This is a genomic window from Scopulibacillus darangshiensis, assembly GCF_004341035.1.
Lineage (GTDB): Bacteria > Bacillota > Bacilli > Bacillales > Sporolactobacillaceae > Scopulibacillus > Scopulibacillus darangshiensis.
On record NZ_SLXK01000027.1, the window covers coordinates 43,667 to 58,066 of the forward strand.

13 protein-coding genes and 2 pseudogenes are annotated in these 14,400 nt (G+C 43.3%); 14 read left to right on the forward strand and 1 reads right to left on the reverse strand.

The features are described from left to right. The first annotated feature begins 268 nt into the window (after positions 1-268). The 4 genes from pruA to gatB all read left to right on the forward strand — a co-directional run bounded on the left by pruA (position 269) and on the right by gatB (position 5,133). Positions 269-1,810, forward strand: a complete 1,542-nt coding sequence (gene pruA, locus EV207_RS16020; protein WP_132747168.1) for an L-glutamate gamma-semialdehyde dehydrogenase — start codon at positions 269-271, stop codon at positions 1,808-1,810. Positions 1,811-1,927: 117 nt separating this feature from the next. Further along, a complete protein-coding gene (gatC, locus tag EV207_RS16025; RefSeq protein WP_132747169.1) occupies positions 1,928-2,224 on the forward strand; it encodes an Asp-tRNA(Asn)/Glu-tRNA(Gln) amidotransferase subunit GatC in 297 nt (98 codons plus the stop codon). 21 nt (positions 2,225-2,245) lie between these two features. Next, complete coding sequence (gene gatA / locus EV207_RS16030; protein ID WP_132747170.1) at positions 2,246-3,706, forward strand: Asp-tRNA(Asn)/Glu-tRNA(Gln) amidotransferase subunit GatA; 1,461 nt, start codon at positions 2,246-2,248, stop codon at positions 3,704-3,706. Continuing rightward, positions 3,706-5,133 carry an Asp-tRNA(Asn)/Glu-tRNA(Gln) amidotransferase subunit GatB gene (gene gatB, locus EV207_RS16035; RefSeq protein ID WP_132747171.1) on the forward strand — a complete coding sequence of 476 codons (1,428 nt, stop codon included), beginning with the start codon at positions 3,706-3,708 and terminating at the stop codon, positions 5,131-5,133. The genes gatA and gatB overlap by 1 nt, the downstream gene beginning before the upstream one ends. A 364-nt stretch (positions 5,134-5,497) precedes the next feature. Here the strand turns inward: gatB and EV207_RS16040 are convergent, their stop codons facing one another. Continuing rightward, a complete protein-coding gene (locus tag EV207_RS16040; RefSeq protein WP_132747172.1) occupies positions 5,498-5,707 on the reverse strand; it encodes a methionine aminopeptidase in 210 nt (69 codons plus the stop codon). A 136-nt stretch (positions 5,708-5,843) separates the two neighbouring features. Between EV207_RS16040 and EV207_RS16045 the strand changes: the two genes are divergently transcribed. From EV207_RS16045 to EV207_RS16090, 10 genes and pseudogenes are all read left to right on the forward strand, one after another. Further along, positions 5,844-6,671 (forward strand): SPL family radical SAM protein, encoded by an 828-nt coding sequence (locus tag EV207_RS16045; RefSeq protein ID WP_132747173.1) that lies wholly within the window; start codon positions 5,844-5,846, stop codon positions 6,669-6,671. 215 nt (positions 6,672-6,886) lie between these two features. Then, positions 6,887-7,840 (forward strand): diacylglycerol kinase, encoded by a 954-nt coding sequence (locus EV207_RS16050; RefSeq protein ID WP_132747174.1) that lies wholly within the window; start codon positions 6,887-6,889, stop codon positions 7,838-7,840. 75 nt (positions 7,841-7,915) lie between these two features. After that, entirely contained in the window at positions 7,916-9,295 is a 1,380-nt protein-coding gene (gene rlmD, locus EV207_RS16055; protein WP_132747175.1) for a 23S rRNA (uracil(1939)-C(5))-methyltransferase RlmD, read from the forward strand. Positions 9,296-9,463: 168 nt separating this feature from the next. Then, complete coding sequence (locus EV207_RS16060) at positions 9,464-10,420, forward strand: tRNA dihydrouridine synthase (RefSeq protein WP_132747176.1); 957 nt, start codon at positions 9,464-9,466, stop codon at positions 10,418-10,420. A 310-nt stretch (positions 10,421-10,730) separates the two neighbouring features. After that, positions 10,731-10,823: pseudogene (locus EV207_RS16065) on the forward strand (cysteine hydrolase); the annotation flags it as partial. Positions 10,824-10,854: 31 nt separating this feature from the next. Beyond that, positions 10,855-10,978 (forward strand): annotated as a pseudogene (locus tag EV207_RS23950) (epimerase); the annotation flags it as partial. A gap of 96 nt (positions 10,979-11,074) precedes the next feature. Beyond that, positions 11,075-11,593: a TetR/AcrR family transcriptional regulator gene (locus EV207_RS16075; protein ID WP_132747177.1), complete on the forward strand. Its 519-nt coding sequence runs from the start codon at positions 11,075-11,077 to the stop codon at positions 11,591-11,593. A gap of 240 nt (positions 11,594-11,833) precedes the next feature. Then, the gene (locus tag EV207_RS16080; protein ID WP_132747178.1) at positions 11,834-12,787 is read left to right on the forward strand and encodes an SDR family oxidoreductase; all 954 of its coding nucleotides are present in this window, start codon (positions 11,834-11,836) and stop codon (positions 12,785-12,787) included. A gap of 123 nt (positions 12,788-12,910) precedes the next feature. Further along, the gene (locus EV207_RS16085) at positions 12,911-13,432 is read left to right on the forward strand and encodes a GNAT family N-acetyltransferase (RefSeq protein ID WP_132747179.1); all 522 of its coding nucleotides are present in this window, start codon (positions 12,911-12,913) and stop codon (positions 13,430-13,432) included. A gap of 48 nt (positions 13,433-13,480) precedes the next feature. Beyond that, positions 13,481-14,047 (forward strand): DUF4256 domain-containing protein, encoded by a 567-nt coding sequence (locus EV207_RS16090; RefSeq protein ID WP_132747180.1) that lies wholly within the window; start codon positions 13,481-13,483, stop codon positions 14,045-14,047. The last annotated feature ends 353 nt before the right edge of the window (positions 14,048-14,400 follow it).

Genomic DNA, 14,400 nt, shown 5'->3' on the forward strand with positions numbered 1-14,400 from the left:
AAGTATAACTTTCTGACGCACATAAGTGCACTGGCTAAAGACGTAACATCCTGTTACAACGCCAGTACTAGCACGTCCTGTGCGTCGCAACTACGCCTCTGTCTTCGCCAAAGGCTTGCCAATCGGCAAGTTTTCTTTAGTCTTGCGCTTTTCTTGCGACTCGGGATTTGAACTATTCTATTAATTCGTGTGAATTGAACTCAACAATTTCTTGGGTTAAAATAGAAATTGGAGTTGAAAACGCTTAATTAAGGAGGTTTTTTGCCGTATGATTCCATACAGACATGAACCAGCAGTCGATTTTTCAAAAGAAGAAAATAAGAAGGCCTTCCAAGCTGCATTAGGCAAGGTAGAATCAGAATTAGGGAAAAGCTATGACCTTATTGTCGGAGGCGAACACATCTCTACTAATGAAAAAATCACATCCATCAATCCTGGGAAAAAGGATCAGGTCATTGGTGTTGTATCTAAAGCAAATAAAGAAATTGCCGAAAAGGCGATGCAAACAGCTCTTGAAACATATGAAACCTGGAGAAAATGGGATGCAAAGCTTCGCGCTGACATCCTGTTCAGAACAGCAGCGATCGTTCGCCGCCGCAAGCATGAATTCTCTGCATGGATGGTATTGGAAGCAGGCAAGCCCTGGGATGAAGCAGATGGCGATACATCTGAAGCGATCGATTTTATGGAATTCTATGCTCGCCAAATGCTGAAATATGACAAAGGTTATGATTGCCTGTCAGAACCTGGCGACCATAATGAAATGTTTTACAAGCCAATGGGGGTTGGCGTTGTTATCTCGCCGTGGAACTTCCCGTTCGCTATCATGGCCGGCATGACAGTGGCCGGTGTTGTAACCGGGAACACCATTCTTCTCAAGCCAGCCAGCAATACGCCCGTTGTTGCTGCTAAATTTATGGAAGTACTTGAAGAAGCCGGACTTCCAAAAGGCGTTGTGAATTTTATTCCTGGAAGCGGAAGCGAAGTCGGTGACTACCTCGTTGACCATCCCAAGACACGCTTCATTAACTTCACTGGTTCACGTGATGTTGGGACACGCATCTATGAAAGAGCTTCTAAGGTACAAGACGGTCAAGTTTGGCTGAAGCGCGTTGTTGCTGAAATGGGCGGCAAAGACACCATTGTTGTAGACAATGATGCTGATCTCGAATTAGCTGCTCAGTCAATCGTGTATGCGGCATACGGATATGCTGGACAAAAATGCTCCGCTTGTTCAAGGGCTGTTGTTCACGAGGACGTCTATGATGAAGTGCTTAACCGTACGGTAGAAATTGCTAAAGGCCTTTCAGTTGGCGAACCGAAAGATGAGAACTATATGGGTCCTGTTATCGATGAAGGTGCATTTAAGAAAATTGCCAGCTACATCGAAATCGGAAAAGAAGAAGGCAAGCTTGTTCTTGGCGGTGAAGTTGATGATTCAAAAGGCTATTACATCCAGCCGACAATTATCGCTGACCTTGACCCTGAAGCACGCTTGATGAAAGAAGAAGTCTTCGGACCTGTTCTTGCCTTTGCAAAGGCCAAAGACTTTGATGAAGCGATTGAGATTGCCAATAATACCGACTATGCGTTAACAGGCGCCGTGATCACAAGAGATCGTCAGAAGATCGCGATTGCCCGCCGTGATTTCCACGTCGGCAATCTGTACATCAACCGCGGCTGCACAGGATCAGTTGTTGGCTATCAGCCATTCGGCGGCTTCAAAATGTCCGGCACAGATGCGAAAGCCGGCGGACCAGATTATCTTTCAAACTTCCTTGAAGCGAAGACATATACTGAAAAACTTTAATTAAAAAGATTGAAATTAGGGGCCAGACCATCGTCTGGCCCCTTAAATTATTGCTTTAGAGCTGTAAAATTTGATATTATCAAAGTATTGCACGAGCGATTGACGGAGGTGACAGGAATGGATCGAATTACAAAGGAACAGGTCAAGCATGTGGCACACCTTGCCAGGCTTTCATTTGATGATGAGGAAACCCGCATGTTTACAAAACAGCTTGATAATATTATCGATTTTGCCGAGCAGCTGAACGAGTTAGATACAGAAGGTGTTGAGCCGACGACACACGTTCTCGATTTAGCGAATGTTTTGCGTGAAGATGTTGTTCGCGTATCACTGACAAGGGAAGACGCATTGAAGAACGCACCGGACCAGCAAAATGGACAAGTTAAGGTGCCGCCGGTAATGGAACAAGACTAAGAGCAAGAGGAGGGATAGTACATGTCATTATTTGATAAAGGCCTCATTCGATTGAAGGATCAAATACATAATAAGGAATTGAAAGTATCGGATCTTGTTGATGAAGCATATAAGCGTATTAGTGAAGTGGACGGCGATGTTCAAGCCTTTTTAACACTTAATGAAGAGGATGCACGGACAGCAGCCAATGCAATAGATGAGAAAGGCGCAAAACCAGGCGCATTTATTTCAGGCATGCCGATCGGCATCAAAGATAACCTTGTAACAGAGGGTTTAAAAACAACGTGTTCAAGCCAGCTCCTCGCTAACTTCGAACCGCTTCACAATGCGACTGTTGTTAAAAAAATTAAGGAGCAGGAAGGCGTTGTGATCGGCAAGCTTAATATGGACGAGTTTGCGATGGGCTCCTCTAATGAAAACTCTGGGTTCCAGGTGACACGAAATCCATGGGATCTCAGCCGTGTACCAGGCGGATCCAGCGGCGGATCTGCGGCAGCGGTAGCAGCGGGTGAAGTTTTATTTTCATTAGGATCTGATACAGGCGGATCGATCCGTCAGCCGGCATCATTCTGCGGTGTCGTCGGCCTGAAACCAACATATGGAAGGGTATCCCGCTTTGGGCTTGTAGCTTTTGCATCATCTCTTGACCAAATCGGCCCGATTACCAGAACCGTTGAAGACAATGCTTACTTACTGCAAACGATATCTGGCCATGATGACTACGATTCAACGTCAGCAAATGTCGATGTTCCGGATTTCTCATCATTTTTGACTGGGGATATTAAGGGTCTTAAGATTGCTGTTCCAAAGGAATACCTTGGTGAGGGCGTCGATTCTAAGATCAAAGACCATGTCCTTGCTGCATTGAAACAATTAGAAGCACTCGGTGCGACTTGGGAAGAGGTTTCACTGCCGCATTCAAAATATGCGCTGGCAACTTATTACCTTATTTCATCATCTGAGGCATCAGCCAACCTTGCCCGCTTTGACGGGGTCCGCTACGGCGTCCGTGCCGAGGCTGAAAACCTTTTAGAAATGTATAAGAAGACAAGAAGCGAAGGCTTTGGTGATGAGGTCAAACGGCGGATCATGCTTGGCACCTTTGCACTCAGCTCAGGCTACTATGACGCTTATTATAAGAAAGCACAGCAAGCGCGGACATTAATCAAACAAGACTTTGAAAAGGTCTTTGAAAAATATGATGTGATTATCGGGCCTACAACACCGACGCCGGCATTTAAAATCGGTGAAAACATCGATGATCCGCTAACAATGTATGCCAACGATATTTTAACCATTCCGGTGAACCTGGCGGGTGTCCCGGCAATCAGCGTGCCATGCGGCCTTACTAATGGCTTGCCTGTTGGTCTGCAAATTATCGGTAAACCATTTGATGAAGGCACGATATACCGCACTGCCCATGCTTATGAGCAGGCTGCAGGTCACAAGTTGAAGCCTGAGCTTAAAGGGGTGACAGACTAATGAATTTAGAAACGATCATCGGCCTTGAGGTCCATGTTGAGCTTAAGACGAATTCAAAAATTTTCTGCGGTTGTTCTACTGAATTCGGTGCACCGCCAAACACGCATACTTGCCCGATTTGCCTTGGTCATCCCGGCGTCTTGCCTGTATTGAACCACCAGGCGGTCGAGTTTGCCATGCGGGCGGCGATGGCATTGAACTGTGAGATCGCGGAGGATACAAAGTTTGATCGCAAAAACTACTTCTATCCCGATAATCCGAAGGCTTACCAAATTTCACAGTTTGATAAGCCGATCGGTGAGAATGGGCATATTGAAATCGAAGTAAATGGCAAGAAAAAACGGATCGGGATTACGAGGCTGCATCTTGAGGAGGATGCGGGCAAGCTGACACATAGTGGAGATGGCTCGCTTGTCGACTTTAACCGTGTCGGCACCCCGCTCGTTGAAATTGTATCCGAACCTGATATCCGGACACCTGAAGAGGCCTATGCTTATCTGGAAAAGCTGAAGGCGATCATGCAATATACTGGCGTATCGGATTGTAAAATGGAAGAGGGGTCACTCCGCTGTGATGCCAACCTTTCACTACGTCCATATGGCCGTGACGAATTCGGGACGAAAACAGAGCTTAAGAACCTGAACTCCTTCACTTTTGTTCAAAAGGGACTTGAACATGAACAGAAGAGACAGGCTGAAGTATTAATGTCAGGCGGCATCATTGATCAGGAAACACGCCGTTATGATGAAGCTTCTAAGAAGACGATTCTGATGCGTGTGAAGGAGGGCTCTGACGATTACCGTTACTTCCCTGAACCTGACCTTGTAAAGCTGAGTATTGACCAAGACTGGATGGATAAGGTTAAGGCAGAAATTCCTGAGCTTCCTGATGCAAGAAGGGAACGCTATATCCAGGACCTTAAGCTTCCGGCCTATGATGCGATGGTTCTGACTCAATCTAAGCCGATGTCCGACTTCTTCGAGGAAATGATGGCAATTGGCGCCGATGCCAAGCTTGCTTCCAACTGGCTGATGGGCGAGGTGTCTGCTTATCTTAATGCTAATAATAAAGAGATAGACGATGTGCCATTAACGGCCGCTGGTCTTGCTAAAATGATTCAGCTGATTGAAAAAGGCACGATTTCATCAAAAATCGCGAAGAAAGTCTTTAAAGAATTGATCGAAAAAGGCGGCGATCCTGAGGAGATTGTTAAGGCAAAAGGGCTTGTCCAAATCTCTGACGAAGGTGCCCTGCGCGATGCGGTTATGCCAATCTTAGAGGAAAATAAACAATCTATGATTGACTACAAAAATGGCAAAGACCGGGCGCTTGGCTTCCTTGTGGGCCAAGTGATGAAGGCCACAAAAGGCAAAGCCAACCCGCAAATGGTCAATAAGATTATTTTAGAAGAAATTGAAAAGGTGTAAAAATGAGGGAAACCAGAAGGTGATAATACCTTCTGGCTTTTTCATATGAAACAAAGGAACTATAAAATGGTCGCCTTGAGGATTATTTATTGGGATTTTCGGATAAATCATCAATGATTTGTATAAAAAACCACCCGCTCCTCACCGTGAACTGGACATTAGGATCCTTATCGGACTGTCATTCCGCTAATCGATCATTTAGGAGTTATTTTGAGTGTCATTATGGCAAATAGCGGAACCTGGGTCCTATAAATTCAAAAAAGGGGCACTTTTCGTACAAATAGCGGAATCTGAGTCCTATAATGAATGAGTCAAGCCTCTATTGCAGAATGCAAGTTCGTCGCTTCCCTTATTTTTATATTAACTATTCAACATCATTATTTTCAGCCCAAGCAGTATATGAGCCGCTTCCATCGCAGCCTTTGCACTCGAGTGCTGAAGGGAATTCATAGCTGTATTCAGTCAGATAACCCCTGCCGCTGCAATCCGGGCAGCGATCTGCGTCCTTTAGTCTGGATAAATGCTTTTCATATCTTCCTGATTTCCAATTCGATAGTGCGTTAAATAGATTCATTTTACCACCTCTGAAACAATCATTTTCTTTAGTTTGTATAAGGTGGTTAAGTTTTTATACATAAATGGTGTGCTTTCTTTGTACAATTCGCCATGTTAAGATGGCAATTAGTTATTAGAATGGCTGCTCAGGGGGAATGCAGGTGGAAAGGAATATACAAGAAAGAACGCCGAAGAAATTGCTAACGCCGGCGAGCGGCTATTTAAAAGGGTACAGCCATACGCTCAACCCTTACGTCGGCTGTGCGTTTGGCTGCTCTTACTGCTATGTCAGACGAATGCCTGTAGCACTGTTTCGGAAGGAAGAGTGGGGGACGTGGGTCGATATCAAGCGTTCAGCGAAGGAATCCTTTAAAAGAGAATTAAAAAATGCAAAAAGAAAAGACCCGCTCACCATCTTTATGTCTTCAAGCACCGATCCCTATCAACCAATTGAGCATCGTGAAAAAATAACACAGGCACTCCTTGAAACGATGGCAGAGGAGCCGCCGGATTTTTTGTTTGTGCAAACGAGAAGCCCGCTCGTGACAAGAGATATTGAACTATTCCGGGCACTTGGAAAACGTGTCTTGATCAGCATGACCGTTGAAACTGACCGGGACGATATTCGAAAAGCTTTCTCCCTTGCGGCACCGCCGATTCCGGCTCGGCTAAAAGCCATGGATACCATGAAAAATGCCGGCTTGGCCGTTCAGGCTGCTGTCTCCCCCGTGTTGCCAAGCACCGAGGATTTTGCCAAAACCCTTGCTGACCATGTTAGCCGGGTCGTTGTCGATGACTTTTTCATGGGTGACGGGACGGGCGGCAAGCGAACCAAGCAGCTTGGCATCCACAAGCTTTTTAAAGAATTGGATGTTGAAGAATGGTACAACGATAAAGCATATATGAAAGTGGTGGAGGACCTTGAGGCATATTTCCCGCCTGATAAACTTTTTATCAGTCAGGAAGGCTTTTTGCCTGGATAATAAAGAGATTTTTCTCTTAAACAAACGTTTGATTAATGCCGCTGGCCGCCTGTGCGATATGGTCATCCCCATCTTCTCGCTAAAAGTTGATCAGATGTTCACATATTTTTACAACCAGCATTTTGATTTTAACGGACAATTGCCATATAATAAGAATGGTGATTTTTGGCTCTCTTTTGGATGAGGGCTTTTAATTTTAGAACGGGTGATATGTTATGAAGAGAGCAAGGTTGATATATAATCCAACTTCAGGCCGGGAATTAATGAAAAAGAATGTGGCGTATATCTTATCCCGGCTTGAGCAAGCAGGATATGAGACATCGACACATGCGACAACCGGTGCCGGTGATGCGACGACAGCAGCGCGCTTAGCGGTCAAGCGGGAGTTTGATCTGGTGATTGCAGCGGGTGGGGACGGCACGATTAATGAAGTGGTTAATGGACTGGCTGAGCAACCCTATCGTCCCAAACTTGGCATTTTGCCTATGGGGACGACCAATGACTTCGCGAGGGCCATTAACATGCCAAAAACGATTGTCAAAGCCTGTGACGTCCTTTGTGAGGGTGTGGAAATGCCGATCGATGTCGGGAAGTCCAATGATATCGGAACAGAGAATGATAAATATTTTATTAATATCGCCGGCGGCGGTAAGCTGACCGAATTAACGTATGACGTGCCGAGCAGGCTGAAAACGATGCTTGGCCAGCTTGCTTATTATCTTAAAGGCATCGAAATGCTGCCGTCGCTTAAGCCGACAAATGTCAGGATTGAATATGATGGGCGTTTGTTCGAAGGCGATATCATGCTGTTCTTAGTTGCAAACACGAATTCAGTCGGCGGATTTGAGAAACTGGCGCCTGACGCTTCATTAAATGACGGGATGTTCGACATGCTGATCTTACAAAAAACGAATTTAGCGGAATTTATCCGTCTGGCAAGCCTGGCGCTTAGAGGCGAACACATGAAGGATCCGAAGGTTATCTATGCCCAAGCGAACCGGATCAAAATTTATACCAATGAAAAGCTCCAGCTGAACATTGATGGCGAGTATGGCGGCGATCTGCCAGGCGAGCTCGTCAATCTCTACCAGCACCTTCAGCTGATCGTGCCAAGAGAAACAGCGGAAAAGCAAATGCTGCAAAAAGAAAAAACAGAGCTGCCCTCATAAAGTGTTCGGATAAAAAAGATGGACAGGATTGTCTGTCTTTTTTAACAATGGTTTAAAGAAGATGGTGAAAATAAAATGGCGGAAACACTCCCAGTAAAAAAGAATGATATTGTAGAAGTCACGTTCAACGATCTGACCCATGACGGATCGGGTGTTGCGAAGGTTGGCGGCTATGCGCTTTTCGTACCTGATGCCTTACCCGGAGAAACGGCCAGTGTGAAGGTTTTGAAAACCAAAAAAGGCTATGGCTATGGAAGACTCCTTGAAATAAAAGAAAAAAGCCCGAAGCGAGTCGATCCGCCTTGTGACATTTATGATCAATGCGGCGGCTGCCAGCTTCAGCATTTCAGCTATGAGGGGCAGCTTGATTACAAGCGTGGCTATGTTCGGGACGTTCTTGAACGGATCGGCGGTTTAAGCGGGATAAAGGTACATCCGACGCTTGGCATGGACGAGCCTTGGAGCTATCGGAATAAGGTCCAGGTACCTGTCGCGGAAAAGAACGGCGAGCTGATCGCCGGCTTTTACCGCAAGCGCAGCCACAGCATTGTCGACATGGACCATTGCCTGATTACGGATAAGGTGATCGATGAAATCGTACAAACGGTCAAAAAGGTTGCCAAAGCTTGCGGGATTGCCCCTTACAACGAAGAAACCCACCGCGGGGTCCTGAGACACATTGTTGCTAGAATCGGACGGAACACCGGTGAAGTGATGGTTGTCCTCGTTACCAAAGGACAAGACCTACCGTTCCGCAAACGCTTTATCAAAGAGATTACCGAGAATTATCCAGCGGTGAAGTCGATTGTCCAGAACATCAATAATAAAAGGGCAAACACGATATTTGGCGCGGAAACACGAACCATATGGGGCCGCGATGTCATTTATGACAACATCGGCGACATCAGATTCGCCATCAGCGCCCGTTCGTTTTTTCAGGTCAATCCGAAGCAAACGCAGGTGATGTATGACCGCGCCCTGGAATACGCCGGTTTAACAGGACAGGAAACCGTCATCGACGCCTATTGCGGCATCGGCACGATCTCCCTGTTCCTGGCACAAAAAGCCGGCCACGTATACGGCGTTGAGATCGTTCCGGAAGCGATTGAAGACGCTAAAGCCAATGCCGAGCTTAATAATCTCGATAACGCCACATTTGAGGCGGGTAAAGCTGAAGACATCATCCCCGCTTGGTACGACGCCGGCGTCAAGGCTGACGTCATCGTCGTCGACCCGCCCCGCAAAGGCTGCGACGAAGCCCTTCTCCAGACGATGATCGACATGAAGCCGAAGCGGATCGTCTATGTCTCCTGCAACCCCGCCACATTAGCGCGGGATTTGAAGGTACTGGAAGCAGGCGGCTTTAAGACAATTGAAGTCCAGCCCGTCGACATGTTCCCGCAGACCATGCATGTGGAGAGTGTGGCGAAGTCGGTTTTGGATGTGTCTAACTAAAATAAACTCTTCCGACACAAAATAAACGTATTGGATTCCAGGGTTTACTATAGTTTGATAAAAAGTGCTTAAGCATGGTATAGGTTTTATAAGAAGCCGGGACATCTTGGCTTTTTATTTTGGGGAAAAAGGCTTGTCTTGATGTCCCATAATGAGAGGATTTGAAATATGATAGATAATTTTTGGCGTGATTTACCACGACCGTTTTTTATACTCGCACCAATGGAAGACGTGACGGATGTTGTTTTCCGCCATGTAGTAAGCGCGGCAGCCAGACCTGATGTGTTTTTTACAGAGTTTACAAACACGGAGAGTTATTGTCACCCAGAGGGGAACCATAGTGTGCGTGGGCGATTAACTTTTACAGAAGATGAACAACCAATTGTGGCTCATATATGGGGGGATAAGCCTGAATTGTTTCGGCAAATGAGTATTGGTGTGGCGAAACAAGGTTTTAGAGGTGTGGATATCAATATGGGCTGTCCTGTAGCTAATGTGGCACCCAAAGGGAAGGGAAGCGGCCTTATCCGCCGTCCAGAAGTTGCTGCAGATATAATACAAGAAGCAAAAGCTGGGGGATTGCCGGTAAGTGTGAAGACAAGGCTTGGTTATACAGAAGTAGATGAATGGCATGACTGGATAACGCACTTATTGAAACAAGACATCGTCAATCTATCTATTCATCTGCGTACAAGAAAGGAAATGAGCAATGTGGATGCTCATTGGGACCTGATTCCGGAGATTAAGAAACTTCGTGATCATGTGGCACCAGATACACTTTTGACAATCAATGGAGATATTCCCGACCGTCAAACTGGCCTCTCGCTCGCTAATCAATACGGTGTTGATGGGATTATGATAGGGCGTGGTGTTTTTAATAATCCATTTGCATTTGAAAAACAGACGAAAGACCATAGCAGTAAGGAATTGCTTGATCTTTTAAGATTGCATCTGGATCTCTTTGATAAATATTCAACAGAATTAGGGCCGCGTCCATTCAAACCGCTTCGCCGCTTTTTTAAGATATATGTCCGCGGTTTTAGAGGGGCGAGTGAATTAAGAAATCAATTGATGGCGACAGAGTCAACAGATGAAGTGCGTGCCTTGCTCGATAACTTTGGGTGAAAGAAGTTAATACTTCTTTCTACTATGTCCAACTAATAAATACTCTTCCGACCCAAAATAAACATTTCCGATTCAGAAAAAACGGTCATAAAAAGACAACACATACAAATTCAGGCTGGACTCAGTAGTGATTCAGCCTTTTTCTTTTTGTCCAACATTTCTCATACAATAGGACATCCAACATCCAGACAACTCGTTTATTGGGAACCAGCCGAGCGGGTTGCACAGCTAAGAGGCGTAAAGTCCAATGTGTTACCACAGTCCTATATGATCACCAAAAACGACATTTTAACCAAAATAGCGGAATGACAGTCCTATAACTATATCAACCACTACAAGGATGAGTGGGAATTTAGGGTACAACACCTATTTACTTTCAGATGCCACAGCAGCTTTCGGAATGTAGGATCATAGCGGCAATTATATAGATGAAGGTCGTGAATATAGCAGAGAAAGACGATTCCTACGGGAGAAAACTGGAATATACCCGGAGCAGGATTGATTTCGGGTAAAGAAATCATCCAGATAGCACGTCAAGCAACTGGTAACCGAAAGATAAAAGGAGTTAATTGAACATTACACTTGCATTTGGTATTAAATTTGGTTATTATGTAATTGATTAATCAATAAATAACTATGAGTAGGTGCTTTATTATGATTAGACCAAAAAAGGGAAATCGTAAGGAAGAAATTCTCGAGGCGGGATTAGAAGTATTTTCAAAAAGAGGTTATTATAATACAACTACCGCACTCATTGCAGAAGAAGCAGGCATTTCTCAACCTTATGTCTTTAGATTCTTTAAAACGAAGGAAGAGTTGTTTATCTCAGCATTAGACCGAGCATTTGAAAGGATCCTTCAAACTTTTAAAAATGTGGAGTCGAGCCCAGAGCAACTCGTTGCCAAAATGATTGAAGCCTATGAGGAGCTGTCTGTATTATATCCTAATGAAATTGCCTTGCAGGTGACAGGCATTTCAGTAACAGAAAAAGCTATACGGAATGCCATGAAAAAGGGGTTGTCCAGCATTAGAAGCTACACTTTGGAAAGATTTAAATCAGCAGGGATAAAGAACGTTGAAAGAGAAGTTACTACATTTTTGGCAAGAGGGATATTATGCAATATTTCTTATTTCTTAGATCTTCCTGAGCTTATTGATGGTCAAATAAAATAAATAATCGAGTCAAGTTGATTATTTATTTTTCATATAAACTTTAGTAATTGATTGATCAATAACTTTTGTGGAGATGAATAAATTAAATTAAACGCATTTGACTATGTTTCTATCGCGATTATTTTGGTCGTCAGTTGATGGGACTTAATCCCAAAGAAAATGGTTTGAAACGTTAACATATTGGGTTCTTTTCGATATTTATTGATTGATCAATCAATAACTAAAAAGGAGCGATATAAAATGAAAACGGCGATTGTATTAGGAGCAACTGGTGGAACAGGTCAGGTTATTGTTCCAGAATTACTGGACAGAGGAATAGAAGTCATTGCTTTCGGGCGTTCCCAAAATAAATTGAAAGCATTAGTGGAGGAACACGATTACAATCCAAGATTGTCATACAAGCTGGGGGATATATTTGATTACCAAACAATTGTAGACGCTGCAAAAGATACGGACGTTATATTCCAATGTGCAAATGTTAAATATCAAGAGATGGAAAAACAACTTCATTTGCTTGGGGAAAGTGTTATGAAAGCAGCAGAAATTCTAGGAAAAAGGATTGTCATTGTAGATGGTATCTATGTATATGGACATCAAGTTGCGAAGGGGAATGAAAATCATCCACAACAGCCACATACGAAAAAAGGTAAAATAAGAGTAGAATTCGGGCAAATGATATTCAGTAACAAATGGAAAAGGGCAAAAGCATTAATTGTCAGGTTGCCGGATTATTACGGTCCTACCTCACAAAATTCTTATCTGCAGCCTACACTAGAAGGGATGGCTGCCAATAAAATTTCTGTTTTTATTGGGAATTTGAAAACACCTCGTGAATATGTCTATTTGCCGGATGCCGCCAAAATGATTGTGAATATAGCGGAAAAAGACGATTCCTACGGAGAAAACTGGAATATACCCGGAGCAGGATTGATTTCGGGTAAAGAAATCATCCGGATAGCACGTCATGTCACTGGTAACCGAAAGATAGTTATCCCTCTAACTATAAATGCTATTCGTTTCACCGGATTGTTTAATTCGTTTATGAGAGAAATAGTTGAGATCATGTACCTTACCAAAGAAGGATTTGTTTTGAGTGGGGAAAAATATGAAAAACGTATCGGCCCAATCCCAGTAACTCCTTTCAAAAACGGCCTTGAAGAAACATTACGACTTTTAATGCGTAATAAAAATTAGCGTTCAGGGATATCAACCTGAATGTGTTATAGATTAATATACAATAAAGATTATTTAGTCAGACCCCGGAAAAAGTAAAAGCATTTTAAATTGTATAATGGGATGTACGAAGGAGAGAAAATAATGGATAGCGAAATTATAAAGATAAGAAAAGCGGTTTTAACCGACGCAAAAGGAATAGGAAAAGTACATGTTGACAGTTGGAAAACAACGTATGTCAATATTGTTCCTGACGAATACTTGAATAATCTATCTTATGAAAAAAGAGAAGAGTTATGGCTAAACAACATCGCTGAAGGCGGTGTATATATAGCAGAAAACCAAAATGGAGAAATTGTTGGATTTTCCTCTGGAGGTAAAGAAAGAAGTGGTAAATATTGTGGATTTGATGGGGAATTATACGCCATCTATATTTTAAAAGAGTATCAGGGACAAGGTATTGGAAAGGCACTTATCAAACCAATCATAGTTGAAATTAAAGAAATGGGATTAAACTCAATGCTTGTTATTGTTTTAAAGGATAATATTTCTCGTTTATTCTATGAAGCACTTGGTGGCAAAAAATTAGATGAAATTTATACAGAAATTGCAGGGAAGCAACTATCTGAATTTGTGTATGCCTGGGAAGATATTAACAATATTTAAATTTTCTATATAAAATAGTTACAATCATTCGCGAAATGAGGTTTTAGTATGAAAAGTGAAATAAGGAAGTTGTCACCAGAACAACATGAAGAGATACTTAGAACATTGAAAGCCCGGTTTGAGAAATACATGAATCGCCATAAGGAACTTGAATGGGCAAAAGTACAAGAAAAGCTAGAAACTAATACTGATAAACTGTGGTCGCTTAATGAGATGGAAAGAACTGGCGGTGAACCGGATGTTATCGTTCATGATAAACAGACAGACGAATACGTTTTTTATGATTGTTCGGCGCAAAGTCCCAAAGACCGCAGAAGTGTTTGTTACGACCGTGAAGCGCTGGAGTCAAGGAAAAAACACAAACCACAAAACAACGCTATTGATATGGCTGCTGACATGGGTATAGAGATTTTAACGGAAGAACAATACCGGGAGCTGCAGGGACTTGGAAATTTCGATACTAAAACATCGAGCTGGGTGAAAACACCTGATAATATTAGAAAGCTCGGTGGGGCCATCTTTTGTGACCGGCGCTATGACACTGTCTTTGTGTACCACAATGGAGCAGACTCCTACTATGCTGCTAGGGGCTTCCGTGGGATGCTTAGGGTCTGAATCTTGGAGGTGTGAATATGAAATTTCGTGAGTTCGGGTTGATTTTAACAAGGAAACAAAATCCGACTGTGCTACGTTTTGATGTTGATTCAGTCCGTCCCTCTCTTTTCGTTTTTTCCATGTTCTCAACTATGGATCCCCCTTTAGAGAAATGAACACCACCCTTTATTTTGTTCAACTTTCGTTGTTTTTTTTATTCACCTTTTTTTGGAATTGTGTCTTTTCTGATTGATATTAAAAATAAACATTTAATACTGAGGCAAAGAGGCCTTTATTCATTGCAGAGGGGTAGTAAGTAATGGCTATCCCTTTGGATATAAGTGTAAATTATACTGGATTTAATTAATAGCTAA